Source organism: Paenisporosarcina sp. OV554, assembly GCF_003058165.1.
GTDB lineage: Bacteria > Bacillota > Bacilli > Bacillales_A > Planococcaceae > Paenisporosarcina.
In genome coordinates, this window is sequence record NZ_QBUC01000002.1 from 133,490 (window position 1) to 159,034 (window position 25,545).

The window sequence follows — 25,545 nt, forward strand, 5'->3', positions numbered from 1 at the left end:
GGGTGATCGGAAGTGGATGTAACTAAAAAGAAAGTGTTAAATGGTTATCATGTGGTTTTTCTGGTTCAGAATATAATGATTGGCATGGCCTTATTATCATTGAATAACACTTTAAGCCCTGTCGGATATAGTCAATGGTGGTTCCCCATACTTTTTGGCATAATTGCAAATATTACACTCATTCCGATGGTTTGGATTGCCTTACAATATAAAGACGATGATTTGTTTGATATTCACGAGAAATTGTTTGGGAAATGGATTGGGAAATTGTTAAATAGTTTATTAATTATCTACGCGATTGTGCTATTCGCTGCAGTTATTAATACCTATCTGGACCTTGTTCAAATATCGGCGCTCCAGGATCGGACGAGGATAGGTCATTTAATTTTGATTATACTGTTAGCAGTATTTATTGTAAAAGGTGGGATCAAGTCAATTGCCAGATTCTGCATCCTAACTTTTTTTTTAACGGGGTGGCTCATCTATTTTTTAAGATGGGGCATCGCGCAAGGTGAAATCAGTCACCTATTACCTCTCTTTAATTTCACAGCTTCGGAATTTTTGGACGCCACAAAAAAAGGGTATACCTCAATGGTCGGATATGAAATTCTTATGGTTTTCTTCCCATATATTATTCATCCGAAAAAAGCATTTAAGCATGCATCATTGGGCATTTGGTTGACAGTCTTTTTTTATTTGTGCACAGCAATTGTTGGAGTCATGTACTTTTCAGAATGGCAACTTAAACATTTGTTTTATCCAGTCCTTAAATTATTTCAAGCAGTAGATCTCTCCTTTGTAGAGCGAATCGATACGCTCGGTATAACCATTTGGGTGTTTTTAATTTTAACCACAGCTGGAGGTTATTTATGGATGGCGAAGAAAGGGATAGACTCTGTACGTAATAAAAATAGTCAGTATCATATTTATGGCATGGCTGTATTTGCTTTTATCGTCCTCAATCTTCCTGTTTCTAAAGTATTTCAAACCACATTATATGAGAACGTTTTTTATGTCAGTTATGGGGTAATTTTATGGCCTATTATTTTATGTTTCATTCATTTCTTAAGAAAGAAGAAAATAGAGGTGATCAAATGAAAACGAAAGTGATTATCCTTGGGATTTGTTCTATTATTGTACTTTGTGGATGTACACAACAAATGATGAATCAACCTTCTTTGGAAAAATTGGGAATGATTAGTGTCATTGCTGTCGATTATGTTGACGATGACACAATGAAAATGACGGTCATTATGCCTCAGCCTGCCGTTGAAGCCATGAAACATACACAAGTTTTTTCAATCGAAACAGATATGATTCATAAAGGGATAGTTGAAATTTCAGCAAAAGCAGATAAAACCGTCACATTAAGGCAGCTACGAGTCGTCATGTTCAGTGAAGAATTCGCAAAAAAAGGAAAAATGAAAGAAGTAGTGGATTATTTATATAAAGATACTGAAGTGAGATCGAACACATTTGTGGCAGTTGTAAAAGACTCAGCTGAAGAACTACTGACAAGCGAGTATCCGGATAAACAGAATACTAGCGTTTACATCAACAATCTATTCCAACCCAGAATGTACACATACTTCAGTCCATTCACAACGGTTCATGAATTTATTTACGATCAAACCAATCCACTATTGGACGCAATAACACCATATGTTGAATTGAAAAATGGATTAATCAATATTGAGGGAATTGCTGCATTCAAAGATGGAGACTTGAGTTATGTCTTTACCCAACAAGAAGGGAAGAGCATACAGATACTGCGTGGACAAAATAATTTATCAGTTTTAGCCGTTACGCTTGATAAAGATTCTTCCGATAAGGAAAAAGTGGTTTTGGAATTTATTAGATCCAAAGCTAAAATTAAGTCCAATCATGATTTAGCATCGCCTAAGATAAAGATTTCTCTGAAATTTGAAGGAACATTAAGCGAATATGAAGGCGAAAAAGATTTGGCCAATAAAACTGAATTGGCTTCTCTTGAAAAAGAGATAAGTAAAAACATCGAAGACGATGTTCGGGGATTTCTCCAAAAATGTCAGGAATTATCGATAGATCCTGTGGGGCTTTTTGAATCTTATCGTATGCAATACAAAGGAGATTGGCCAAGTGATTTGACCGATCAATTATTGGCTAAAGCAGAGTTTGAAATTGTGGCAGAAACGGAAGTTTTGAGTACAGGTACATTAAAATAAAAGAGTTTCTTATTCTCAAAAACCTGCGAATTGCAGGTTTTTTTCTTTACTCTATTTTGATTTAGACGTATACTAATTTAATAAATTATTTACCTAGGTAAACATTGAAGGAAGAGATGAAAATGTATAAATTAGTATTTCACGAGTTGCATCAGAAAGCTCGTTTGTCGATTAAAGTAGTTAACGAAGCCTTAAAAGAATATGATTTATATAGTGCGCAGTGGTCAATTTTATATAGTCTGAAAAAATTTGGTGCAATGACACAAACCGAGATTTGGCAATATCTAAATGTCGAGGCACCCACTGTGACGAGAACATTAGTAAAGTTGGAACATCGAAAACTTATTACTCGTAACGAAGGCAAAGATAAGAGAGAACGAATCGTCCAGCTGACAGAAGAAGCGCTAACCTTAATTCCCAAAATCGAAGCGAGAATTGCCGAAGTCGAACTACAATTACTGCTGTCTTTATCTCTGGACGAAGTAAATCAATTAACCAAATTACTTAAGCAAATAGGTATCGGTGGTGGACAAAATGTCTAACAATAAACCGATTTGGACAAAGAATTTTATTAGCATTTCTGTGAGTAACTTTTTCATTTTTGCTGTGTTTTATGGGTTGTTAACATTGATGCCAATTTATGTATTGGATATGCCTGGTGGTACGTTGGGTCAAGCTGGACTCGTCACGACCATTTTTCTATTATCAGTCATTCTAGTTCGCCCATTCTCTGGAATCATCATAGAGAAACTGGGTAAAAAAAGAATGTTAGTTACGAGTATGCTAGCGTTTGCGTTATCCACATTTTTATACACATTAACGGAAGACATCACCGTGTTGCTCATTTTACGGTTTATCCACGGTATTTCATTTAGTATCGCTACTACAGTGACATTGTCTATTGCCGCTGTTATTGTTCCCCCAGAAAGAAGAGGAGCTGGACTCGGTTATTTTGGAATGTCGATGAACTTGGCTATGGTAGTTGGTCCATTTCTTGCACTAACTCTTCAGCCATTTATTTCGTATCATAATATTTTCAATATATTCGGTGGGTTTATGGTTATAGGATGGCTGTGTAGTTTGTTAGTGAAAAATACTATTGAGGTTATTCCACCTAGAATTAAAAAGAAATTAACTTGGTCGGATTTATTTGAAAGAAAATCCCTCGCTATTTCAACTGTTGGTTTATTCATTTCATTTTCCTATGCAAGCATTATGTCTTTCATTTCAATTTACGCACAATCATTAGGATTGATTGAAACGGCGAGTTACTTTTTCCTTGTATTTGCAGTTGCTATGCTCATTTCACGTCCATTTACCGGAAGATTATTTGATGAAAAGGGACCAAATGTCGTAATTATACCGGCGATCCTCATTTTTGCGACAGGTTTGTTTTTGCTTAGTGTGACAACTTCTGCATCGATGTTGTTAGTCGCTGGCGGATTAATTGGTGTAGGGTACGGTACACTTTTACCATGTTTCCAAACTCTGGCCATTCAAGCTTCACCTAAACATAGAAGCGCTTATGCGACAGCTACCTTCTTCACACTCTATGATACCGGAATTGCAGCAGGTTCCTTTATTCTAGGTATTGCAGCATTCTATTTAGGCAATGCCCATATGTATTTAGCATTAAGTGGATTTGTAGTCCTAATCGTCTTTTATTATAAATGGATAATGAACTTAAGAAATGGAAATGGTTAAGTTATCCACATAATTATCCACATATTCGAAAAATACGAAACTTTTCGTTTGTTTTATCGTACCTATAGTGGAGCTTGAATTTTAAGGAGGAAAACAGATGTTTAAAAAGTTAGCAGCAGATGCACTGGGTCTATCCGATATTGGCATTGTTGTTCCAAAAGCAGATTTTGATAAAACGGAGTCCGACGATTTTGTCATGCATGAATCGGGTGAAGAAATCTTCTTCCTGATTAAAACTAAAGCCGATGAATATTGCTTTACAAACAAAGCTTTAATTCATGTAGATGGAGCAAATGCGATAAGTAAGAAACGCATACTTAAACGTTATGAATATGCCTATTACCCGATCACGAATGTTGCACTTGAAACGGCAGGAACCATCGACTTAGATGTTGAGATTAAGTTTACCATGGGTAATATGCCACTAACTGTTGATATTCACAAACGATTTTTAGCTGAAATTAAGGACTTATATAAAGTATTATTTGCGATTTCTGTTGAAGTGAAAGAAAATGAGAAAAAATATGCGATTGCTGAGAATAGCTTATCGTATGCGTCGCAATCAATAGGGCGTAATGGTAACAACGAAGTAACGCCAGCTCAATCATTCGAAGATATAACTCGATTCGCTCATGATTGGATGCATGAAAATCGTTCAAAATATGCAAAAAAAGATTTCAAAGATATTTTTGACCTATATATTAATCAATAATCGGAATTTATCCTGGCCGTCCTTCTTATAATAGAGGGGCGGCTATTTTTAGATAAGTTAGGTCTGTTTGGGGTAAATGTGTGCTGCTCTAGGTTAGTGTCGCTCCAGGTTGACGAAGTAGCGTTCCAGGTTGACGAAGTGTCGCTCCAGGTTGACGAAGTAGCGTTCCAGGTTGACGGAATGCCGCTACATGTTGTACAAAATCCGAATATTAATAGATGCATGTTGAATTCCGTGTGCTAGGTAAAGGAAATCTGTCAAATATAGCGAATTAGTTCTTTAGAGAAGAGTGGAGGGTTGAATATGTGTGGACGTTATAGCTTGTTCGCAGATTTTCGAGAAATTGAAGAACGATTTGGTGAAGCTACTTTTGAAGAAGATGAGTATGAAGAAAGCTACAATATCGCACCTTCACAAATGGTCCTCTCGGTTATAAATGATGGAGTGAAAAACCGTTTAGGCTATTTGAAGTGGGGACTAGTGCCATCGTGGGCTAAAGATTCAAAAGTAGGATTTAAAATGATAAATGCTAGAGCAGAAACCGTCCATGAGAAACCAAGTTTTCGTGAAGCTTTTAAGAAGAAACGATGCCTAATCGTTGCCGATTCATTTTATGAATGGAAGCGAACGGAAGATCAGAAAGTTCCGATGCGCATTAAAATGAAGAATAATGAACTTTTTGCAATGGCTGGTCTATGGGAATCTTGGAAGTCTCCAAGTGGAGAGCTTGTTCATACATGCACCATCCTGACTACTGAACCAAATGATTTAATGTCGACCATTCACGATCGAATGCCAGTTATTCTCAAACAAGCAGATGAACAATCATGGTTGAATCCTGCAGTGAAAACTATTGATGACTTAAAACCATTTTTGATTCCTTTAGAAAACGGTTTACTAGAAGCGTACGAAGTGTCTGACAAAGTGAACTCACCTAAAAATAATGATTCTGATTTGATTGTAAAAGTGGGGGAATAAAAGGAGAGGTGCGAGTGAATGTCAGTTTTACATGTCAATAATGTAAGCAAATCTTACGGGAAACACCAAATCCTTTGCAATGTACAATTTTCAGCACAGCAAGGTCAAATCGTCGGTCTTATTGGACCTTCTGGATCTGGCAAAACAACTATTATTAAAATCGTTATGGGAATGGATCACCCATCTGCTGGGAATGTGGAAGTTTTGCAAAAACAAGTGCCGGATCTACGTTTGCTGAAGCAGATTGGGTATATGGCACAATCGGATGCACTATATCAAGACTTAACAGGTTATGAAAATTTAACATTCTTTGCTTCGATGTTTTTGATGAGTAAAAAGGAACAGCAAGAACGAATCTCGTATGTCGTTAACCTTGTTCAATTAGAAAGTGCAATAAAGAAAAGAGTTGCCACTTATTCGGGTGGTATGAAACGTCGGTTGTCACTAGCGGTAGCCCTTATTCAAAATCCACCCTTGTTAATTCTTGACGAACCGACCGTTGGGATTGATCCTGAGCTTAGGAAATCAATTTGGCAAGAGCTTACTAGATTGAAGAATGAAGAACAAAAGACCATTATTGTGACAACTCACGTTATGGACGAAGCAGAAAAATGTGATGACCTTGTGATGATAAGAGAAGGTCGTGTGATTACAACTGGCTCTCCTCAAAAACTGAAAGATGACTATCAAGTGACTACCTTAGAAGAGGTTTTCTTAAAAGCGGGAGGGGAAGCTCATGCGCATCAGAGCATTAGTTAGGCGAATTGTTTTGCAGCTTGTACGCGACAAACGAACACTTGCCTTGTTGTTCATTGCCCCTCTGCTGATTTTGACGCTTATGCATTTTCTATTTACTAGTAATGGAGTGCCTTCTAAAATAGGTATTGAAGGTCTGTCCAGTGAAATGGTTGAGCGACTAGAAAAACTTGAAATTGATGTTGTCTCTTTTCAAGAAACTAGTGATATAGAGGACACCATTATTGACAATGAATTAGATGGCTACCTTGTTTCCGAAGGCGAAACATTGAGTTTAACGGTAGAAAATACGGATCCATCTCGATCGAATTTGCTACAGGCAAAAATTCAACAAGCCATTAGTAGTGGTCCTTCTGAATTAGTGGAGAGCGGATTTAAAACAAATTATATATATGGAAGCGAACATACGTCTTTCTTTGACGTGTTAAGTCCAATATTGGTTGGTTTTTTTGTGTTTTTCTTTGTGTTTTTAATTTCAGGGATTGGGTTGTTACGTGAACGCATGACAGGAACACTCGAAAGGTTATTGTCAACCCCTATACGAAGATGGGAAATTGTCGTAGGCTATCTAATAGGGTATGGGTTGTTTGCTATCATTCAAACAATCATCGTTGTTGTTTACGCTGTTAATGTTTTAGATATGGTATTGGTTGGCTCCATTTGGCATGTACTCGTTACAAATGTATTAATTGCGCTCGTAGCTCTAAGTTTGGGTATTTTACTTTCCTCCTTTGCGGCATCAGAATTTCAAATGATTCAATTTATCCCTTTAGTAATTGTCCCTCAAGTGTTCTTCACAGGAATTATTCCGATTGCGGGAATGCCAGAGTGGTTGCAAATTTTCTCTAAGGTCATGCCCATTTCGTATGGGGCAAATGCATTAAAAAGCATTATGTATAAAGGAACCGGGTTAAGTGAAGTACTTACGGACTTACTTGTGCTTATTGGTTTTGCCACTGTATTTATTGCTCTTAATATTGTGGCTCTTAAAAAGTATCGGGAAATTTAGAGGTGATTTATATGAAAATTATAGAAACAGAACGACTTCATATTCGATATATGAAGACTGAAGATGCACAGTTTATGCTAGAACTTTTAAATGAACCTGATTGGATTAAATATATTGGAGATCGAGGTATTCGGACAGTAGAAGAAGCTAGAAAATATATTGTAGACGGACCGATGGCCATGTATGAAGAAGAAGGTTTTGGTTTGTACTTAGTCGAACTAAAAGAAAGTAAGATCCCAATTGGAATATGTGGTCTAATTCAACGAGATTTCTTAAAAGATGTGGATCTGGGGTTTGCAATTCTTTCAGAGTTTTGGGGAAAAGGCTATGCATATGAAGCAGCGCGCGCGACATTAACGTTTGGACATGAAGTATTAGGGTTTAATCGTATTGCAGGGTTTACTTCACTAGATAATGAAAAATCCATAAACCTACTGCTTAAATTAGGAATGGCAGAAGAAGGGAATATTAAATTTGGTTCAACATCCGAAGACGTTAGATTGTTTGCTATAAAATATAAATAAAAAGATTGAAACGAGACTGTCTCGTTTCAATCTTTTTCATTTTATACGCCAGGAACCCAGCCAGGAGCATTTACTATGGCCTGCCAAAGAGGGGTTGGCATGTCTAACTCTTGTTGCTTATCAACATTTAGCTTTGTCACGATTTCTTCTTCGCGACCTTGTTCAATTTTCTGTACCCAATCAGGATCAATTAATAATTCACGAGCAAGACCAATCATTGGAATACCTGAAGTTAAGGCTTTTCTTGCATCTTCTGCAGAATAAATAGAACCAACTCCGATTACTGGAACACGATCACCGACAGCTTCCTGAATGATTTCAATGCGAGAACGAGTATCATCAACTCCACGTCTTGGAGTTGACCAGAAATCCATTAGTGAAACATGGAGATAATCTAAGTTTTTATTCGCCAATTCATCAATTAATACTAACGTATCAGACATTGTAATACCCGGAGTTTCTGGTTCTTCAGGTGAGAAGCGATAGCCAACGATAAATGGTACTTTTGCATATTCTTTCACTACTCGTTGTACTTCATCTACAATAGCTAACGGGAAAGTAAGCCGTTTTTGTAATGATCCGCCAAATCGATCCGTTCTCCGATTGGAATGTGGGGAGAAGAATTGTTGTATTAAATAAGTGTTGGCACCATGAATTTCGACACCATCGTAACCAGCTTCAATCGCACGGCGAGTTGCTTCCCCAAAGTCACGGATAATGGATTCAACTTCTGCTTCTGTAAGCGCACGAGGTACCGGTTTACCTTCCGCTTCGTCTGGAATATTACTGGCGCTTACTACGTCCCCATTCACGATATCCGCTGGTACTTGACGACCACCATGGAAGATTTGCAAAATGGCTTTTGCTCCTGCTTCTTTAATCGATGATGCTAAATGACGTAGACTAGGAATCATCTCATCAGTATGTGCACCGAATTCACCTGGAAAACCTTGTCCATTTGCGGTGACGTATGTACAAGCAGTAATTACCATACTGACCCCTTTTGAACGGCGAACGTAATAGGAAACTTCCGCATCTGAAACCGTGCCATCTGCATTAGAAGAGAAGTTCGTCATGGGTGCCATAACAACACGATTCTTAAGTACTGTGCCGTTAGGTAATTCAAATGTTTCAAGTAGTGGTTCATATTTTTTATTTACCATATGTCATAACCTCCAGAATTTATAAAGTATTGTACTAATTCATGCTTAAACATGAAAAAGCATAGTGTCACTTTATGCCTTCTTGTTTGCGATAGTCAAAAATTATGCCTATATAACATTAGATTCGATGTGTAAACTTAATGGGAAAATCATAAGGGAAAGAGGAATTATGCAGTAAGGGCTAGAAGTTATAATACATAACTTATGTAAGAAGTATTGAGAAAAAGGTGGAAAATATGCTAATTCGAACTGAAACTAAAAATGATTATAAACAAGTATTCAATCTCAATTTCTCAGCGTTTAAAAATCGAGATGATGAGGCTAAATTGGTAGAGAGCATACGTTTCTCAGAAGGTTTTATACCAGCATTATCACTAGTGGCTGAAGAACAAGGAGAAATAGTGGGCCATGTCTTATTTAGTAAGGCTAAGATTATTCGAGAAGATGCGGAGACAGATGTTCTGGTTCTAGCTCCGGTAGCTGTAAACCCTACTGTTCAACAGAGAGGGATTGGCAGCAACTTAATTGAGGAAGGCTTAAAAAGAGCAACAAATCTCGGTCATGGCCTTGTATTACTAATTGGGCATCCAAATTATTATCCGAAGTTTGGTTTTCAGTCAGCTAGACAGCATGGTATAGAATTAACTCAATTTAAAGTGCCTGACGATGTTTTCATGGTTTGTGAATTAATAGAAGGGGAGCTTCAACAAACGATTGGAGAATTACGCTATCCTTCCCCATTTTTCAAGTGAATTAGTTTAAATATAGGGATATTTCGTGTGTGTTCTTTCATGAATTTTTTCTTTGAGGAACTGAAAACCCCAAATGGAGGTTATCAGCCAAAAGGCACCAGCAAAATAGCCAGCAATTACATCACTAGGGTAATGAACGCCTAAGTAAATACGGCTAAATCCAATCGTTAAAATCATGATAGTACTAAATATTACTAATAGACTGCGACCCCATCGAGTGGGAATATAACGCCATAACAGGAATGAAAGAATTCCATATACAGTAATGGCATTCGTCGCATGACCACTTGGAAAACTGTATCCACCAATCTCGATAAGACGGTGCAAATCAGGGCGAGCTCGATGAAAGATTTCTTTTAACAATCGAAAAAGATAGTGGGAACCCATTAATACCAAAATAAAGAGCAGGAGTTCAGATCGATGATGAAAGAAGAAGTAAAGGACGATTATGCTAATAATAACGATAAAATTAATAGATGATCCTGACCCTATAAAAGAGAAAAACTTCATAGTTGACGTTAAAAATGGGGTTTCAAAACTTTGAATAAAAGAGATAATAGCTTTGTCGAAATACACAATATCGTTCTCTTTTATTAAAAGTGTCATCGAGCCGAAACCAACTAGTGTGATTAATAGGAGCAGAAATCTTAACTTTGAGTGCATTTTCTTCGTCTCCTTGATTCATAAAGAACGATGATAGGAATATTTGTTTAATTAACCTAATTCAAAGAATCTCAGTTATGTGAATCCCAACAAGGTGAGGAGGGATTCATCAAGTTTTAAAGTGCACCATTTATTGAAGTAGCGATGATGCATTATCTTATGAAGTCAATCTGTCCGTGCAAATACCTTTCGAAACAAAGGGATTTAAATCTTTAGAAACTGTAAATCCGGACTACCACATAGTTAATCTGAAGAAATACATAAGGCAAGGCCAACCAAGCTTTTTCGATGTGAATAGGAAAGAAGCTGAACCATGAGTAAAGTTTGTCAACTCACGAACCAGCTTCTATCTTTGTATTATCTGTTTAACTAAGTTATTTAATTCTCATATATTTAACGACTTTTATATCAATCGTACCACGTGGTTGCACTCGTTCATCAAAGTTCTCGATTAAATGGTAGAACTTAACAGCATCTAATAAATGGTCATGTTCTGAAAGTTCACGTTGTAAATGTCCATTTTCATATAATAGTTCTTGAAGTTCTTCTGCGAGAGCTCCTTCAATTGTCACTATATCTTCAGGCAAAGTAGGTTCAAAATAAAGTTTATGTAATTTTAGTAAGCGGGATAATTCTTGAACCGGATTTTCATGATCATCCACACGAAGATCGATATAACGATCATTATAGCCACCGTAACTTCCGTTTTCTTTAACGATTAACAAAGCAGCAGACTGTTTTCCACGACTATCTCCACCTGCAGTATCTCCGGCGAGTAAACTAGCAAGTAAACGTTCAGCCAATGATCCTGTTGTCTGTAAGAATGTGGATTGCATTGATTCAAGAGTATGTTGATCCACTAATATATTTCCTTGTGCTGCAAAGTTATTTCCTGCAGAACCACCTGCCCAGTCAAAACAGTCATCTCCAGTAAACGTAACACTACGTCCTTGTGCATCAACAATTCCTACTTGTCTAGAAACAGAGTTAGTATCCTTACGAACCAATTCTTCTAATACTTCTTGAGGGGTAAAGCCATTTTCCAACATCTCAAGCCCATGTGTCCCATAATTTAAGTTCGCCCAGGACTGTGTAGCAATTGCTCCAACCCCTGCTTTTGCAAACGGTACGACAGCCCCGACGCTTAAAAATTTAGAAGCAACGGCAACACCTAACTCTTTCGTTTCTGGATCAAAGCCTACGATTGAAAATGTCATGAAAAATACCCCCTTATTTAAATGATTAATAGAATTAATTGAAACTCAACTTACGATGCGTCTCTTCGTTACAAATCACATACAACACTGCATCTGGAGGGATAGCCTCATTCAATCGTCGATTAATATCCATTTGTTGACGATCTGCAATTAGAGTCGCTCCTTTTTCCAATAAATCATGGAAAGCGTCCCCATAAGTTTGCCAATTAGAATCTTTTTTTACTTCAAACAGATCTTCGCCGATACTTCGACTAATCAACTGTGTAACGATGGTACTCACATTTTGATGCATTGCTGAACGAACCGCAAGAAGAGAAGTCGTTTCCTGAGATAAAATAAATTCATCAACTTTTACATGAGAAAAATTAGCGATTTGTTTCTTTGTCATAAGTTCCACAGTGGTGTGAACATGAGGAGCTAATCGTTCAACTGTTATTGCAATCGTCAACGTTTTAGCATCTCTCAAGGAAGGCACTTGAATCGTATCGTCTGCAAAAATAATAACGGATTTAGATTTTTTAATATTCGCTCGAGTAAATGTTTCTTCTTCTGAAGCATCACCTTGGACATAGTGCACACGATCGATGGCAACATCTATCGGTGAAGTTGGTAAAGTGTCAATAATGACAATTTCACTAAATGAATCTGAAGACAAGATTTCTTCTACAGCGGTTTCTGTTTTCTTTCCCCAACCAACAATGATAATATGGTTTTCATGTGTAAACGCCAACTTGCCTTCCTCCTTCCGTTTTCTAAATATAGAAAACGAATCTACTATCTTACCAATAATAACACCAAGTAACCCAATCCCTAGAAGATACATAAGGACTGTGAAAAGTCTTCCGGCTCCTGTAGCAGGCGAATAATCTCCATATCCGACTGTAGAAAAAGTTGTCATGACAAAGTAAAATGATGTTAATAAACTTTCAAATGTTTCCGGCTCCAATAAATAAATTGTCACCGTACAAAAAGTAATGAAAATAAGTGTAGCAATTAATAGTGATAAATTTTTCATACGGACCAGACTGAGTCCTACTTTCAAGAAAAAATGCATTCACGAACCTCCACGCATCAAAATTTCATTTAATTCAGTGTACCGCTTTTTAGTTTGATGTACTAGGTATGAGCGAGAGCAAAGTTGTGAAATGAAACAACTTAATGTGCCTCTTCAAGCCCAGCATTTGGATGATTGGAATCTTTAATAGGCCAGGCAATATCATGTGTTTGCATAAGCGGTGACCTTATTCCATGAAAATAGATATCCAACAAAAATAAGTATCCCGAAAATTAATCCTAAAGCTTTTCGCAAAAGAATAAGATGCATAAAGGCATCTACACCATGGGACATAATTAAAATTGCCATCACTGAATTCATGACAAATCCTGGAATTACAAAGAGCGCAGTAATAAGTTGAAACCACTTTATATTTTCTTTTATCCAATAAAGATGCTTACTATTTCACGGGGGAATCCTTGTAAATAAGCAAAGTCTACTGCAAAATAAAGCGCAAGTGGTTTTTTAAATATCATGGATAATAAGTACACTGCAGTAAATTTGTATAGTTTCGGCCATAGTTCCAGATGAAATAGGGAAGCGCCATAAAGACAATGATTTCGATTCCAATAAACTTCATTTCATGATGACCTCCGCGACATGTAATATTCGATGGCTTGTTTAATAACAGGACCAATCGAATCATCAAACTGATACATACCGATCTTACCAATGTACTCTTTGTGCTTAACCCGAAAATTTTGAGCTAAATCAAAGGTGCTATGAACGGTTAGTTGACTTTCTTTTGCAAGTTGACCAGAATCCCTAGTTTCCAATACTTACCAATATTATAATACCTAACGTTACGTGAGATACAAGTAAAATTTTTTTTTCATGTCAGACAAGAGTAATGAGATAGAAGATAAAAGCTAATCATAAAAATAATAAAACTTTGTATGATGAAGGAGAGACCTTATGATAAACATTTTAGTCGACGCAGATGGTTGTCCAGTTGTAGATTTAACCATTCAATTTGCAAAACAATATGAACTGCCTGTAACGTTATTTTGCGATACTGCACACAATATGCAACGTGAAGGTGCAAAGACTATTATGGTTTCAAAAGGCATGGATGCGGTTGATTTTGAACTCATCAATCGAGTTAAACCAGGCGATATTGTGATTACACAGGATTATGGTTTAGCAGCTATGGTATTAGCTAAACGAGGTCTCGTTATGGATCAAAATGGGCGAGAGTATACCAATGAAAATATAGACCAACTTTTACATAGTCGTCATATTGCAAAAAAAATTCGACAAGCAGGAGGACGGATGAAAGGGCCGAAGAAGAGGCGGAAGGAAGATAATGAAAGCTTTGAAATTGCCTTTAATGCATTGATTTTGAAGCAAATAAATAAGTTGAATGAGTAAAAATTAATTAATGTCAGATTGTTTAATTTGCACAATCAGTGCACGATATTGAATTAAAAGCATAGGTCAATGGATTTTACTCATACTAAATAAGATTTCTTCTTTTCATTCTTAAAAAAAGAGGTGAAAGGTAATGAGTAAGAAACAACCATTGGATGCAAAATCCGCGGAGATTCATCACAACTGGACGAGACCGAAAAAATCTAAAACCCAAGTCAACGGCCAAACCGAAGAATCACAGTCTACTCAGCTTTTAAAAACCAGCGCCAAAGTCCACTCGCTTAAATAAGTTGAATAAGAAGAAAGTCAGGCCCAGAGATTTTTCTGGGTCTTTTATTTTGGAATAAATTGGGCGAATGGGAATAACTGCAACGTGAATGGGAATAAACACCTCGTCAACGGGAATAAACAGTAACTGAATGGGAATAAATCCAATATGAATGGGAATAAACCCAATATGAACGGGAATAACGTCGCAAACGCCTCGTAACAGGTGTCAAAACCTCAACAGACCATCAATTTAACTAAGCGATTCCGGCACATATCTGAATATACCTACATATTATTTGGATGAAGAGGTGGTGAAAAATGACGGAGTTAAAGAATCCAATAGAAACGGAACAGCAAGAATGGCGTAAGCAACAAATGCAACAGCGATTGAAGACGTGGCTGACCATTTTTTCACCGCTATGCCTCCTGCTTATTTGGCAATTTTTATCTCAAAGTGGGCTTATTGATGCCCGATTTTTCCCTCCACCCACTGCTATTGTCTCTACATTTATTGAGTTGCTCACAACTGGTGAGTTATTTCAGCACATCAGCATTTCGTTGTTTCGAATTTTAGTTGGATTTTTACTAGGTGTAATTCCTGGCATCATCATTGGTCTGTGCATGGGCTTATATGCACCAGTTCGCCACTTTATTTCTCCTCTTATCATGGCGTTAATGCCCATTCCTACACTTGCGTTACTGCCAATAATATTAATCATCTTTGGAATTGGAGAAGTGTCGAAGGTTGTCACCATTGCGGGAAGTGTTTTTTTTCCGGTTGTCATTAATACGGTCGCAGGTGTTATTTCAATTGATTCTATTTATTTAGATGTAGCGAAAAATTATGGGGCAAATAGGAAAGATTTCTTTATGAAAATTGCTTTACCTGGCTCACTACCTTTCATGTTAGAAGGAATCCAAATGGGGCAGGCAATAGCATTACTTACAATCGTAGCAGCTGAAATGATGGGGGCAAGATCGGGAATAGGTTACTTAATATGGACGTCCTATAGTGCGTTTTTATTAAAGGAAATGTTTGTTGGATTGATTCTCATTTCTTTCTTTGGCTATGTCTTTTCATTGTTGTTACGTTGGTTGCAACGAAAGCTAATACCTTGGAGGTGACGATATGGAATCTAAGCCCAAAATTTCAATTGAGCAACTGACGAAAGTGTTTTATAAAAAAGAAAATAGTGTCACCGCGCTCGAAAATATCTCTCTAGATATCAAAGATGGAGAATTTGTTTGTCTGGTTGGACCAAGCGGGTGTGGGAAAACAACATTACTTCGGATACTAGCAGGACTTGAAAATCAAAGTTCAGGTAACTTTACAATTCAAAAAAGTGACCAAAATCGTCCCAATCAATCCATGGTTTTTCAAGAACGAGGTATCCTACCTTGGTTAACGGTCGAAGAGAATGTAGCGTTCGGGCTTTCAATGCGCCATTTACCTAAAGCGCTTATTAAAGAACGTACTACTTATTTTTTAAATAAAGTGGGTCTTTCAAAGTTTGCGCAAATGTACCCAAAAGAACTTTCAGGTGGAATGAAGCAAAGGGTTAGTATTGCCCGAGCATTTGCAAATGATTCTGAGATTTTATTAATGGATGAACCGTTCGGAGCTTTAGATGAACAAAATAAATACATTTTACAAGAAGAATTATTATCAATTTGGTCTGAGACGAAAAAAACAGTGTTATTTATCACGCATAGCATTGATGAAGCATTGTATTTGAGTGACCGTGTATTACTAATGAGTGCTCAACCAGGCAAAATTCTTAGTGAAATGAAAATAGAATTACCTCGACCAAGAAAATTAGAAGAAATTCGATCAAATCCTGAAATGGCTACAAAATTTTTAGAAATTTGGCGTCATTTACAGGTAGAAGTGCAAGGGTCCAGATTGTGAAGGGAGTGTATAGATGAAAAAGTGGTTAGGGATATTAGGAGTATTAATTTTATTGGTTGGGGGCTGTTCGGAAAAAGAGTCTGTTCAAGTCAACGACGACGTAAGCAAAGATAATCCATCTGGTGATTTAGCGCCATTAACTGAGAAAACAAAAGTTGTGATCGCGGAGGATGGTTCAGCTTCCGGAGCAGGTTTTTATATAGCTAACGAAAAAGGGTATTTTGATGATTACAATATTGAAGTTGAGTTTGTGACATTTGCGAATAGTGACGATATGTTGCCTGCACTCGCTTCGGGAGAAGTTGATATTGCTGGAGGTATTTCATCAGCTGCGTTCTTTAATGCGATTGCCCAAGGAATTGACGTAAAAATCGTTGCAGATAAAGGACACAATGCCAAAGGACGTTCGTACTTTACTTTTGTAATTGGTGCTGACAAACAAGACGAAATTAAAGACTATAGTGATTTAAAAGGGAAAAAAATTGCAGTATCAGGAGAGCATGGCGTTGATGATTACATCTACCAACTAATGCTCGAACATGCAGGTCTTGCGAAAGACGAGGTTGAATTTGTGCTCATGCCTGACTTTGGAACAATGTTAGCTGCCATAGAGAACGGCTCGATTGATGCGGCATTAAATATTGAACCTCTCATTACTCAAGGAGTTGCACAAGGAATTCACGCACGCTTGGGTGATGCAACAGACTTTGCACCAGAAGCCCAAATTGCGATGGTACTTGGGTCACCACAATTTATGAACGATGAACAAGATGTATCCTTGCGCTTTATGGCTGCTTATTTAAAAGGTGTCCGTGATTACAATGATGCTTTCATTAAGGGCGAAGGTAAAGACGAAATTATTGATATTATGACTGAATACACGGCATTAAAAGATGCGGCAGTGTGGGAAGATGTTTTTGTGACAGGTCTTGATCCAAATGGCAAAATGTTCATCGGTGATATACGTGACCAATATGAAATGTATAAGAAAAATGGAGCCATTCGTGGTGAATTCCAATTTGACGAAGCAATAGACACGTCTATTACTGAAAAGGCAGTTAAGATAATTGGGGATTACCAAAAATAAAATACAAAAAAAGTCTAAGAAAAGATGTTCTTTACATCTCTTTTTAGATTTTTTTTGAGAACTTTAGCCTTTGTGCCTATAAAAAGAAATAATTTCTTCGTTCAATTTGATTAGTTCGAGAGAAGTTGGTTGAAAGAATCTATAGGTAGAGTAAAATAGAAAAGAGTTTAAAGTTCAGTAAGAAAGAAGATGAAAAAATGGATGCACATTTTTGGGGATTATTACTTGAAATTATTTTGATAAATATTGTCTTAAGTGGCGATAATGCAGTGGTAATTGCTTTGGCGAGCCGGAATTTACCGGAAGAAAAACGAAAAAAAGCCATACTTATAGGAACAATCGGTGCACTAAGCTTGCGTGTAGTTTTAACATTTGCAGCTGTGTATCTTTTGAAAATTCCTTTTGTTGAAATTATCGGTGGATTGTTACTGTTGTATATTGCCTTTGATTTAATTAAAAGTGCACAACAAGATCCAGATTTGCACTCTCATACTACGCTTAGTGCTGCTATCCGTACAATCATTTTCGCAGACTTAGTGATGAGTTTAGATAATGTATTAGCTATTGCAGGAACTGCACAAGGAAATATTGTACTTATCGTTATCGGACTTGCGCTAAGTGTTCCATTAATTATCTTTGGAAGTCAGTTAATTATGAGCTTAATGGATAAGATGCCGATTCTTGTTTGGGCAGGTGCTGGGATTATTGCTTACACAGCTGGCAAAATGATGGTGGATGATCCATATGGTCATCTTTTTGTAGAACGAACTTGGCCAAGCCTTGAATATATGTCGCCTATATTATGTGTTGTGTTAATAATAACTTTAGGTCTTATACAAAAGAAGCGGAGAAGAGATTTAGCTTCTTGAAAAAGATTGGTAATAAAACCCACTAAGAATACTGGATTCTAAAAGAAGGACATCCGTAACCCCTAATAGTATTCAAATTCTATCCTGTTAAAGAAGGACATGATTAGCAAATATCCATATTTGAATTATTTAATCTACAAATTAATAGGGAAAGGTTATTCTAAATGTAGAATAATCTTTCCCTATTTTTCATGATTTTGATTTTTCGAAATTCAAGTCCCAAATCACGCCAAATGGATCTTGTAATTTCGCGTATTTGGCACCCCAAAATGTATCTTGAAGTTCCATAAAAACATTACCGCCTTTACTTAAACGGTCATAGTGAGTCTGAATTTCTTCTTCACTTTCACATTCTAATACTATTGACACATTATTTCCTATAGATACGTTTTGATTAGGGAATGTATCAGATGCCATGAAGGACACCTTCGAAAACTTCTTTGTAAAAAGTTAATGCATCTTGTGCGTTTCCATCAAATGTTAAATAAGGCGTAGCTTGTTTCAATTAAATTCTCTCCTTTGGATTCATACGAAAACGGATTTTCAATTCAGTGGTCACCAACGTCGGTGTCGAGCTAGCGTAGCATTTCGCTTTTCTAATTACTGAGCGTTCTCATCACCATGAAAAACGCCGAAAATAAGGCCTTCAGGATCTTTACAATAAGCAACGTAGCCCATTCCTGGGATTGCTGCTTTTGGTACGACCATTTCGCCGCCGTGCTCACTTATTTTTGCTAAAGAGTCATCTACATTGTCTACTTCTACTGTATTGAAAGTGCGCGGTTGAGCATCTGGAGAAGGCATAATTCCGCCATTTACTCCATTTCCATCTTCACCCGTCATAACAAACCAGTAATCATGTTCGCCGAATTTTTCAATCTTCCATCCAAAGACAGAAGTGTAAAATTCGATAGCTTTTTGTGGATTGGCAACTTGTAATTCAAAATGTGTCACACGATTCATGGATCAAAAACCCTTTTGAATGAGAATTTTCTAACAACTAAATTATAGGGAAAACTTGTCCTAGCCGCAGTGAGTTACTTTGTATATTGTCTTGTGAAAACCTTAAAAGCAGACCGAGATAAAACGCCTTTCAACCCAGTATGTGGAACATGGGCATTCGTTTCTCCATTTTCCACGTACTGTTGGAGGTGAAGTAGGGTATCATCCCAACCTTTGGAACACATTTTATAGCACGACAATGATGGAGTTAAACCAATATGTTGAAATTCAACACTCGTTTTTCTTTCATCAATAGACCTTAACTTGAAAACGACATCCGTTCCTTTCCACTCATTCCAACCCTCAATACATGTCCAATGTACCTTTTCACTCGGGACAAGATCCACTATTTTCATTGAGTTAAATAATAATCGTTCGAAACGAAAAGAGTGAACTCCTCCAACCTCAGTGCTCACATCGCAATCGACAGTCCACCAACTTTTTATGCCTTTTTCAGTTGTAATGGCTTCGTACACTTCTTCTATAGGTGCCGAAAGTTCAACTTGTTTTATATAGCTATTCATGGTTTTTCAACATGTATTTTTAAATTATTTAAAAGCAATGACCATCCGTTTGAATGTGCTTCTTCCCAATTAGGATCAAGTAATCCAACAGCACTATGTGATAATTTCACAGTCGTTGACTCGCCATTGCTTTCCAATCGGTAACCATAATGACTATTAACCGCGCCTTGCATACCTAGTAATCCTTGCAGACGAATTTCTTCATTCTCTTTGTAATAAAGTACAGTTCCCCAAATCGCTCCTTGGCCATCTTCCCAATTCTCCATAAACAATCCACCAATTTTTGAATCAAATGTTATATGAGAGTTGTTTTCTTCAAAACGGAATTCCCACCAGTCATTTATATCGTTAACAAGGGAGTGAAAAACACGTTCTAGTGGTGCGTTAATATCGATTTGTTGTTCAATTTGAAAAGAGCTAATATCCAGTTTCATACGTTTTGTTCCTCCTGCTTCTAATTTTGTTTTTAAGCTAGTTAAAGATGTTGATAGTTTCGATTCATATTTACTGACCCAACGGTTATACATTTCTTGTAACGGGATGATATTCAAGAAGTTTAATCGTGTACGACTTTGTCTTCTAATAACGATTAAATGGACATCTTCCAATATCTTCAAATGCTTCATAACTGCATATCTTGATACATCAAAGTGTTCACTTACCTCACCTGTAGATAAAGGCCCTTTTTTTAATAAATCAAGAATATCTACACGAATTGGATGAGATAGAGCTTTAAATAGATGAGTAACTTCTTCGTTAACCATGATTTTGATTCCTCACTCCCTTTCAAAATAATGTGTTACTAAAAGGTAACGTATTATTTTTTTAAAGCAAGCTTGATGCAATAGGAGAAAGGGTGATGAAAAGAGGAAATATATGATAAACTTAAACTAGTATTTTCTTAATATTCTTACTTTAGATATAGAGAGGGTGTTGACATGTTTACTTCGTATAAAGTAAAACCATTTTTTGATGAGATGTTAAAAGAAAGTGGAAAACCAAAAGATCATTATCAAAAGTTTTATGATATGATTCAAAATTTTACTGTTGATGAACTTAAAGAAAAACATGAAACAGCCCAACTATCTTTTTTGAGACAAGGTATAACCTTTACGGTCTATCATAATAATGTAGGTGCTGAACGGACAATGCCTTTTGATTTTGTTCCAATTATCATTCCTCCAGAAGACTGGGAAACGATTGAAAAAGGCATGATGCAGCGCTCTGAAGCGTTAAATTGCTTCTTGCATGATGTTTATCACGAGCAGCAAATTATTAAAGACGGCCTCATTCCTCGAAATCTGGTAGAAGACAATCCCTATTATTACACCAAGCAAATGCAAGGGATAAAAATCCCATTAAATAATCATATATTTCTCGCTGGAATTGATTTAATTCGAGATGAAAATGGCAAATACTTAGTACTAGAAGATAATTTGCGTAACCCGTCAGGTATTTCGTATGTATATCAAAACCGCTATGTAATGCGCCAAGTTTATCCAGAGTTTTTTGCCAAACATTCTGTCCAAACGTTAGAACATCAAGTGACCTATTTACATGAAGCTATCATGGATCATGCACCAAAAGGAGTGGACAATCCTCGAGCCGTTTTACTTACTCCAGGTATCTACAATTCCGCTTATTATGATCATGTGTTTTTAGCCCAACAAATGGGACTTCCGCTAGTTGAAGGCCGTGACTTAATCGTCTCAAATAACATTGTCTATATGAAAACGATTCGTGGACTTGAAAAGGTGGATATCATATATCGTAGAATAGACGATGATTTTTTGGACCCCCAAGCTTTCCGTGAGGATTCTACACTAGGTGTTAATGGATTATTAGAAGCGTATCGTCTAGGAAATGTGGCAATATTAAACGGCATAGGTAATGGCGTAGCTGACGATAAAGCGATGTATGTATATGTACCAGATATGATTCGTTACTACTTAAATGAAGAACCAATTATTGAAAACGTGACGACATATCGTTTAGATAATACATGTCAAAGGGAATGGGTACTCGAACGTTTACACGAATTAGTTATCAAAAACGTAGGTTCATCGGGTGGCTATGACATGCTTGTTGGACCGCATGCAACTGCGCAAGAAATTGAGATTTTCCGAGAGAAAATTCTTGAAAACCCTCATCAATACATTGCACAACCAACCATCAAATTATCAAGAGCCCCTTCCTATCAAGGGGAAGAGTTTTATCCTTGTCATGTGGACTTACGTGTCTTTGTAATGAGAGGAAAAGAAACACATGTATTTCCTGGTGGCCTATCTCGTGTGGCACTGAAAAAAGGTTCCCTGGTCGTAAACTCATCGCAAGGTGGTGGTGGTAAAGATACATGGGTTATGAAAGCAGGAGGAATGAGCTAATGTTAAGTCGTGTAGCAGATTCACTCTATTGGATGGCACGCAATATTGAACGTACTGAATTAAACGCACGCATTTTAGACGTTCATTTAACACAAATGGTTGAAACCTCGAGTGAAGATCTATTAGACGGAAAACACTGGAATATTTTGTTTGAAGTATGTTCGACAAAAGAGGAATTAGAGGAACTGAAAAATAATGCTGAAACACAGGATGAAGAATATATTCGTTATTTAGCGTTTGAAACAGATAATGAAAATTCTATCTTCAGCTGTGTACGTGTGGCAAGAGAAAATGCACGAATCAGTCGTGACCACTTACCAAATGAACTTTTTGAAGTTTGGAATGATTTGTACCTTTATACACATCAAGCAGAACAAGAGCAATTTTCAATTCATCAATTGCGAGCGTTTTTGCAAAAAGTGAAAATGGCATCGTTAACAGCCCAAGGAATTATTGAGTCAGGGATGTCTCGTAGTGTAGCGTATCGGATGATTAAGATCGGCAAATGGCTCGAGCGAGCAGAAAAGACAGCCCGTATTTTAAATGTTGTTTGTGAACAAACACGTGAAACGCAATTATTGTATAAAGGTGACGATTATTATGCATGGTTGGCTGCATTAAGAATGTTAAATGGCTACGAAGCTTATTTAAAAGTAAATCGTCCGAAAATGGATCCTAAAACCATCTTAACTTTTTTAATTACAGACGAGTCTTTTCCAAGATCGATTCACTATAATATGAATCATGTTCGAGCAGCAGTTGATATTTTAGAAAATGCGAAAATTGCCCATTACTCTTCAGAATTATATTATGCTCTTGAAAATCTTAAGAACGATTTTGATGAAATATCTATTCAAGAATTAAATTCAGACGATATGCTCACTTTTTTAAATCAATTCCAAAATAAATGTAATGAAGTCGGTCAAATTTTCTCTAAAACCTATTATTTGATTGAACCGATTGCTAAGCAAGAACAAACTCAAATAGTTAGCATCCCAGAACAATTGAATTTGGAAAAAGCATCATCCATGAAATATAAAATTGAACATACGAATATTTTCGATTATGACACATGGGTTGATCAAAGTATGAACTCCATACGTTTAAAACCACGTACGGATGAGTGTCAACGTTTGCTTTCTTATCGTACTGATATAACGCCTGTAGCTCTTACGAAAGAACATGTAGACATTTGGGGAAACAGTGTAGAATCATTCTTTATTGCAGATCATCATAAGCATTTAGAGGTAAAGGCCACTTCTGTGGTAAGCATTCAAAAAAGTCCGTGGATTCATCGAATTGATTATTCACCTGAAATGCACGCCATTTTCCATTCTGATTTATTTAGTAGTCATTATTTAGCCTATTTAAGCAATACGGCATACACGTATTTAACTCCTAAACAGATAGAGCAGGTAGACAACGAAATTGGAGCAATGGTCAATCCTGTGCAGTATGCCATAGATGTAATGGGCTATTTATTTAATCGCTTTGCGTATGATGGATCTTCTACTACCGTGTCAACGAAGGCACTAGAATCGTTTGATATGAAAAAAGGCGTTTGCCAAGATATTTCACACGTCATGCTTGGGATTTTACGCACTAAACACATCCCAGCAAGGTATGTAAGTGGTTACTTATATGTAGGTGAAAACTCCGCGTTGGTAGGGGACGCGGCTAGCCATGCTTGGGTTGAAGTGATGGTACCGGGAATTGGCTGGGTAGGTCTCGATCCTACCAATAATGTGGAAGCTCTAGAAAATCATATCCGCGTTGGTGTAGGACGTGATTATGGTGACGTAAGTCCAGTACAAGGTGTCTACCGTGGCGGTAGTCATAAATTAGATGTCAAAGTATCCGTAAGTCTAATTGAACAATAAGATGTAGCCTCGATAATTTTAACGTCGAGGCTTCTTTGGAGGAAATTAGGTGAAAGCGGAATAAATCTTGGTTGTAGCGTAGTAAGAGGTTGTCAATTAAATGCAACGTAAAGCCGAATAAACATTGCTTGACATCTTAAAAGACAAGTTACGTGCGATATACACGGAAATTAGACATAATAGAATAAATAGCTTTGAAAGGATGATTCCACATGACTACATATACAGAAATTACTACACTTCCGCAATGGGAAAACGTTCTTCAACAATCAAAAGACAAACCATTCTTGCTTTTAAAGCATAGTACAACTTGTCCGGTCAGTGCAGCTGCATACAGAGAATTTACATCAATTGAAACGGAACTTGACTTGTATTTAGTAAAAGTCATTGAAAGTCGTCCAGTCTCCAACGAAATTGAAGGTAACTTAAGTGTGCAACACAAATCACCGCAACTCTTTTTAGTGTCAAATGAGGAACCAGTATGGCACACTTCTCATTGGAATATTACTCAATCAAACATAACTGATGCTATCCAACATCATCAGGCATAATAACGAAAACAAAACCCACTCTTGTATCATTGGAGTGGGTTTTACTAATTTAATATAAAACTTAGAATAGTCATGTATTTTCACTATTTTTATAGTAATATTTTCTTAAGTAGATTTAATGAATACATATGAGGAAGTGGGATGAATGGATTCAATAAAGCAGGTAGGTCAATATTTAATTAATAACGCGGATTCAATCTCACTTGAAATGATGAAATTGAGTTTAGAAAAATTAGAATTAGAATTTCCAGAAGAACTTATAAATCAATCCGTCAAAGCGAATGCAGAATTTTTAGTATTACTAGCAGAATCTTTCAATGAAAGTGATGAGAATGCTGCACAAAAATTAATAGAATGGGGTAAAAAGTACGGAGAACAGCAAGCATCTATGCTCTCACAACTTTCAGCTCTCATAAAACCTTATGCTGATAACCGCTTAACTTTCATCAAACGTATTACACAGATTTCTATCGATCATAATTTAACAACTGAGAATGTTGTAGCGATTAATAACCGTGTCAGCTACCTAATGGATGTCAGTATGATAGAGACAATCTTTGCATATGAGGCATACCGCGATGAATTAATGAAGGAACGTCAACGAGAAATCAACGAATTATCAGCACCTATTGTACCTATTCAACAAGGAATTTCTGTTTTACCATTAATTGGGGTCATCGATTATCCTCGTGTTCAACATTTATTGAATAACGTTCTTCCAGGTATTTCACTGATTGATACTGAACACTTAATTATCGATTTTTCAGGTATTTTAACAATTGATACAGAAGTTGCTCAACATATTTTCACCATCCATAATGTACTAAAATTGTTAGGCATCCATGTGATGTTCACAGGAATTCGCCCTAATTTATCAATGGCGGTTGTACAAGCTGGCATAGACTTTACCGCGTTCAACACTTTTGGGAGCGTCAAACAAGCAATTGAAAGTATTAAATAAT

At 36.8% G+C, this 25,545-nt stretch carries 28 protein-coding genes; 20 read left to right on the forward strand and 8 right to left on the reverse strand.

The annotated features are described in order from the left end of the window. Positions 1-12 precede the first annotated feature (12 nt). The 9 genes from C8K15_RS02830 (at position 13) to C8K15_RS02870 (ending at position 7,887) form a co-directional block, all read left to right on the forward strand. Positions 13-1,098, forward strand: coding sequence for a GerAB/ArcD/ProY family transporter (locus C8K15_RS02830; RefSeq protein ID WP_108584914.1), 1,086 nt, complete (start codon positions 13-15; stop codon positions 1,096-1,098). Beyond that, positions 1,095-2,204 carry a Ger(x)C family spore germination protein gene (locus tag C8K15_RS02835; protein WP_108585062.1) on the forward strand — a complete coding sequence of 370 codons (1,110 nt, stop codon included), beginning with the start codon at positions 1,095-1,097 and terminating at the stop codon, positions 2,202-2,204. The genes C8K15_RS02830 and C8K15_RS02835 overlap by 4 nt, the downstream gene beginning before the upstream one ends. 122 nt (positions 2,205-2,326) lie before the next feature. Continuing rightward, entirely contained in the window at positions 2,327-2,746 is a 420-nt protein-coding gene (locus tag C8K15_RS02840) for a MarR family winged helix-turn-helix transcriptional regulator (protein WP_108584915.1), read from the forward strand. Then, positions 2,739-3,908 (forward strand): MFS transporter, encoded by a 1,170-nt coding sequence (locus C8K15_RS02845; RefSeq protein ID WP_108584916.1) that lies wholly within the window; start codon positions 2,739-2,741, stop codon positions 3,906-3,908. Before C8K15_RS02840 ends, C8K15_RS02845 begins: the two co-directional genes overlap by 8 nt. Positions 3,909-4,005: 97 nt before the next feature. Next, positions 4,006-4,620 carry a PH domain-containing protein gene (locus C8K15_RS02850; protein WP_108584917.1) on the forward strand — a complete coding sequence of 205 codons (615 nt, stop codon included), beginning with the start codon at positions 4,006-4,008 and terminating at the stop codon, positions 4,618-4,620. A 303-nt stretch (positions 4,621-4,923) separates the two neighbouring features. After that, positions 4,924-5,598 (forward strand): SOS response-associated peptidase, encoded by a 675-nt coding sequence (locus C8K15_RS02855; RefSeq protein ID WP_108584918.1) that lies wholly within the window; start codon positions 4,924-4,926, stop codon positions 5,596-5,598. 18 nt (positions 5,599-5,616) lie between these two features. After that, positions 5,617-6,357, forward strand: coding sequence for an ABC transporter ATP-binding protein (locus tag C8K15_RS02860; protein WP_108584919.1), 741 nt, complete (start codon positions 5,617-5,619; stop codon positions 6,355-6,357). Then, positions 6,335-7,363: an ABC transporter permease gene (locus tag C8K15_RS02865; RefSeq protein WP_108584920.1), complete on the forward strand. Its 1,029-nt coding sequence runs from the start codon at positions 6,335-6,337 to the stop codon at positions 7,361-7,363. Before C8K15_RS02860 ends, C8K15_RS02865 begins: the two co-directional genes overlap by 23 nt. Positions 7,364-7,374: 11 nt before the next feature. Next, a complete protein-coding gene (locus tag C8K15_RS02870; protein ID WP_108584921.1) occupies positions 7,375-7,887 on the forward strand; it encodes a GNAT family N-acetyltransferase in 513 nt (170 codons plus the stop codon). Between the two features lie 41 nt (positions 7,888-7,928). Here the strand turns inward: C8K15_RS02870 and C8K15_RS02875 are convergent, their stop codons facing one another. Continuing rightward, complete coding sequence (locus C8K15_RS02875; protein WP_108584922.1) at positions 7,929-9,050, reverse strand: NADH-dependent flavin oxidoreductase; 1,122 nt, start codon at positions 9,048-9,050, stop codon at positions 7,929-7,931. A 236-nt stretch (positions 9,051-9,286) separates the two neighbouring features. Here C8K15_RS02875 and C8K15_RS02880 point away from each other — a divergent pair, with 236 nt between their 5' ends. Then, entirely contained in the window at positions 9,287-9,802 is a 516-nt protein-coding gene (locus tag C8K15_RS02880) for a GNAT family N-acetyltransferase (protein ID WP_108584923.1), read from the forward strand. 6 nt (positions 9,803-9,808) lie between these two features. On the opposite strand, the gene C8K15_RS02885 is transcribed toward C8K15_RS02880, so the two are convergent. From C8K15_RS02885 to C8K15_RS02895, 3 genes are all read right to left on the reverse strand, one after another. Further along, positions 9,809-10,465, reverse strand: coding sequence for a phosphatase PAP2 family protein (locus C8K15_RS02885; protein ID WP_108584924.1), 657 nt, complete (start codon positions 10,463-10,465; stop codon positions 9,809-9,811). Between the two features lie 374 nt (positions 10,466-10,839). Continuing rightward, entirely contained in the window at positions 10,840-11,682 is an 843-nt protein-coding gene (locus C8K15_RS02890) for a DUF1028 domain-containing protein (RefSeq protein ID WP_108584925.1), read from the reverse strand. A 34-nt stretch (positions 11,683-11,716) separates the two neighbouring features. Next, complete coding sequence (locus tag C8K15_RS02895) at positions 11,717-12,736, reverse strand: potassium channel family protein (RefSeq protein ID WP_108584926.1); 1,020 nt, start codon at positions 12,734-12,736, stop codon at positions 11,717-11,719. A gap of 915 nt (positions 12,737-13,651) precedes the next feature. On the opposite strand from C8K15_RS02895, the gene C8K15_RS02900 reads away from it, so the two are divergent. The 6 genes from C8K15_RS02900 to C8K15_RS02925 all read left to right on the forward strand — a co-directional run bounded on the left by C8K15_RS02900 (position 13,652) and on the right by C8K15_RS02925 (position 18,242). Beyond that, on the forward strand, positions 13,652-14,107 hold the full coding sequence (locus C8K15_RS02900) for a YaiI/YqxD family protein (RefSeq protein ID WP_108584927.1): 456 nt from the start codon (positions 13,652-13,654) through the stop codon (positions 14,105-14,107). 133 nt (positions 14,108-14,240) lie between these two features. Continuing rightward, on the forward strand, positions 14,241-14,396 hold the full coding sequence (locus tag C8K15_RS02905; RefSeq protein WP_108584928.1) for a YpzG family protein: 156 nt from the start codon (positions 14,241-14,243) through the stop codon (positions 14,394-14,396). A 299-nt stretch (positions 14,397-14,695) separates the two neighbouring features. Then, positions 14,696-15,502, forward strand: coding sequence for an ABC transporter permease (locus C8K15_RS02910; protein WP_108584929.1), 807 nt, complete (start codon positions 14,696-14,698; stop codon positions 15,500-15,502). Positions 15,503-15,506: 4 nt separating this feature from the next. Further along, positions 15,507-16,286 carry an ABC transporter ATP-binding protein gene (locus C8K15_RS02915; protein ID WP_108584930.1) on the forward strand — a complete coding sequence of 260 codons (780 nt, stop codon included), beginning with the start codon at positions 15,507-15,509 and terminating at the stop codon, positions 16,284-16,286. Between the two features lie 13 nt (positions 16,287-16,299). Further along, positions 16,300-17,373, forward strand: coding sequence for an ABC transporter substrate-binding protein (locus C8K15_RS02920; RefSeq protein WP_108584931.1), 1,074 nt, complete (start codon positions 16,300-16,302; stop codon positions 17,371-17,373). 197 nt (positions 17,374-17,570) lie between these two features. Further along, entirely contained in the window at positions 17,571-18,242 is a 672-nt protein-coding gene (locus C8K15_RS02925; protein ID WP_108584932.1) for a TerC family protein, read from the forward strand. A 189-nt stretch (positions 18,243-18,431) separates the two neighbouring features. Here the strand turns inward: C8K15_RS02925 and C8K15_RS02930 are convergent, their stop codons facing one another. The 4 genes from C8K15_RS02930 to C8K15_RS02945 all read right to left on the reverse strand — a co-directional run bounded on the left by C8K15_RS02930 (position 18,432) and on the right by C8K15_RS02945 (position 20,532). Then, positions 18,432-18,659: a VOC family protein gene (locus C8K15_RS02930; RefSeq protein WP_369973701.1), complete on the reverse strand. Its 228-nt coding sequence runs from the start codon at positions 18,657-18,659 to the stop codon at positions 18,432-18,434. Positions 18,660-18,842: 183 nt separating this feature from the next. Continuing rightward, positions 18,843-19,205, reverse strand: coding sequence for a VOC family protein (locus C8K15_RS02935; protein ID WP_108584933.1), 363 nt, complete (start codon positions 19,203-19,205; stop codon positions 18,843-18,845). A 74-nt stretch (positions 19,206-19,279) separates the two neighbouring features. Further along, a complete protein-coding gene (locus tag C8K15_RS02940; protein WP_108584934.1) occupies positions 19,280-19,768 on the reverse strand; it encodes an SRPBCC family protein in 489 nt (162 codons plus the stop codon). Next, positions 19,765-20,532: an ArsR/SmtB family transcription factor gene (locus tag C8K15_RS02945; RefSeq protein WP_108584935.1), complete on the reverse strand. Its 768-nt coding sequence runs from the start codon at positions 20,530-20,532 to the stop codon at positions 19,765-19,767. Before C8K15_RS02945 ends, C8K15_RS02940 begins: the two co-directional genes overlap by 4 nt. Before the next feature lie 174 nt (positions 20,533-20,706). On the opposite strand from C8K15_RS02945, the gene C8K15_RS02950 reads away from it, so the two are divergent. The 4 genes from C8K15_RS02950 (at position 20,707) to C8K15_RS02965 (ending at position 25,544) form a co-directional block, all read left to right on the forward strand. After that, on the forward strand, positions 20,707-22,152 hold the full coding sequence (locus tag C8K15_RS02950) for a circularly permuted type 2 ATP-grasp protein (protein ID WP_108584936.1): 1,446 nt from the start codon (positions 20,707-20,709) through the stop codon (positions 22,150-22,152). After that, positions 22,152-24,032: an alpha-E domain-containing protein gene (locus C8K15_RS02955; RefSeq protein ID WP_108584937.1), complete on the forward strand. Its 1,881-nt coding sequence runs from the start codon at positions 22,152-22,154 to the stop codon at positions 24,030-24,032. The genes C8K15_RS02950 and C8K15_RS02955 overlap by 1 nt, the downstream gene beginning before the upstream one ends. A 212-nt stretch (positions 24,033-24,244) precedes the next feature. Then, positions 24,245-24,583 carry a bacillithiol system redox-active protein YtxJ gene (gene ytxJ, locus C8K15_RS02960; protein ID WP_108584938.1) on the forward strand — a complete coding sequence of 113 codons (339 nt, stop codon included), beginning with the start codon at positions 24,245-24,247 and terminating at the stop codon, positions 24,581-24,583. A 145-nt stretch (positions 24,584-24,728) separates the two neighbouring features. Beyond that, positions 24,729-25,544 carry an STAS domain-containing protein gene (locus C8K15_RS02965; RefSeq protein ID WP_108584939.1) on the forward strand — a complete coding sequence of 272 codons (816 nt, stop codon included), beginning with the start codon at positions 24,729-24,731 and terminating at the stop codon, positions 25,542-25,544. Position 25,545 lies beyond the last annotated feature (1 nt).

Coding starts and splice junctions, on each gene's coding strand:
- C8K15_RS02875 (WP_108584922.1), bottom strand. CDS start 9,050: ATGGTAAATAAAAAATATGAACCACTACTTGAAACATTTGAATTACCT.
- C8K15_RS02955 (WP_108584937.1), top strand. CDS start 22,152: ATGTTAAGTCGTGTAGCAGATTCACTCTATTGGATGGCACGCAATATT.
- C8K15_RS02835 (WP_108585062.1), top strand. CDS start 1,095: ATGAAAACGAAAGTGATTATCCTTGGGATTTGTTCTATTATTGTACTT.
- C8K15_RS02885 (WP_108584924.1), bottom strand. CDS start 10,465: ATGCACTCAAAGTTAAGATTTCTGCTCCTATTAATCACACTAGTTGGT.
- C8K15_RS02915 (WP_108584930.1), top strand. CDS start 15,507: ATGGAATCTAAGCCCAAAATTTCAATTGAGCAACTGACGAAAGTGTTT.
- C8K15_RS02860 (WP_108584919.1), top strand. CDS start 5,617: ATGTCAGTTTTACATGTCAATAATGTAAGCAAATCTTACGGGAAACAC.
- C8K15_RS02855 (WP_108584918.1), top strand. CDS start 4,924: ATGTGTGGACGTTATAGCTTGTTCGCAGATTTTCGAGAAATTGAAGAA.
- C8K15_RS02880 (WP_108584923.1), top strand. CDS start 9,287: ATGCTAATTCGAACTGAAACTAAAAATGATTATAAACAAGTATTCAAT.
- C8K15_RS02950 (WP_108584936.1), top strand. CDS start 20,707: ATGTTTACTTCGTATAAAGTAAAACCATTTTTTGATGAGATGTTAAAA.
- C8K15_RS02945 (WP_108584935.1), bottom strand. CDS start 20,532: ATGGTTAACGAAGAAGTTACTCATCTATTTAAAGCTCTATCTCATCCA.
- C8K15_RS02865 (WP_108584920.1), top strand. CDS start 6,335: ATGCGCATCAGAGCATTAGTTAGGCGAATTGTTTTGCAGCTTGTACGC.
- C8K15_RS02920 (WP_108584931.1), top strand. CDS start 16,300: ATGAAAAAGTGGTTAGGGATATTAGGAGTATTAATTTTATTGGTTGGG.
- C8K15_RS02935 (WP_108584933.1), bottom strand. CDS start 19,205: ATGAATCGTGTGACACATTTTGAATTACAAGTTGCCAATCCACAAAAA.
- C8K15_RS02870 (WP_108584921.1), top strand. CDS start 7,375: ATGAAAATTATAGAAACAGAACGACTTCATATTCGATATATGAAGACT.
- C8K15_RS02840 (WP_108584915.1), top strand. CDS start 2,327: ATGTATAAATTAGTATTTCACGAGTTGCATCAGAAAGCTCGTTTGTCG.
- C8K15_RS02890 (WP_108584925.1), bottom strand. CDS start 11,682: ATGACATTTTCAATCGTAGGCTTTGATCCAGAAACGAAAGAGTTAGGT.
- C8K15_RS02845 (WP_108584916.1), top strand. CDS start 2,739: ATGTCTAACAATAAACCGATTTGGACAAAGAATTTTATTAGCATTTCT.
- C8K15_RS02925 (WP_108584932.1), top strand. CDS start 17,571: ATGGATGCACATTTTTGGGGATTATTACTTGAAATTATTTTGATAAAT.
- C8K15_RS02895 (WP_108584926.1), bottom strand. CDS start 12,736: ATGCATTTTTTCTTGAAAGTAGGACTCAGTCTGGTCCGTATGAAAAAT.
- C8K15_RS02930 (WP_369973701.1), bottom strand. CDS start 18,659: ATGGCATCTGATACATTCCCTAATCAAAACGTATCTATAGGAAATAAT.
- C8K15_RS02940 (WP_108584934.1), bottom strand. CDS start 19,768: ATGAATAGCTATATAAAACAAGTTGAACTTTCGGCACCTATAGAAGAA.
- C8K15_RS02905 (WP_108584928.1), top strand. CDS start 14,241: ATGAGTAAGAAACAACCATTGGATGCAAAATCCGCGGAGATTCATCAC.
- C8K15_RS02965 (WP_108584939.1), top strand. CDS start 24,729: ATGGATTCAATAAAGCAGGTAGGTCAATATTTAATTAATAACGCGGAT.
- C8K15_RS02900 (WP_108584927.1), top strand. CDS start 13,652: ATGATAAACATTTTAGTCGACGCAGATGGTTGTCCAGTTGTAGATTTA.
- ytxJ (WP_108584938.1), top strand. CDS start 24,245: ATGACTACATATACAGAAATTACTACACTTCCGCAATGGGAAAACGTT.
- C8K15_RS02850 (WP_108584917.1), top strand. CDS start 4,006: ATGTTTAAAAAGTTAGCAGCAGATGCACTGGGTCTATCCGATATTGGC.
- C8K15_RS02910 (WP_108584929.1), top strand. CDS start 14,696: ATGACGGAGTTAAAGAATCCAATAGAAACGGAACAGCAAGAATGGCGT.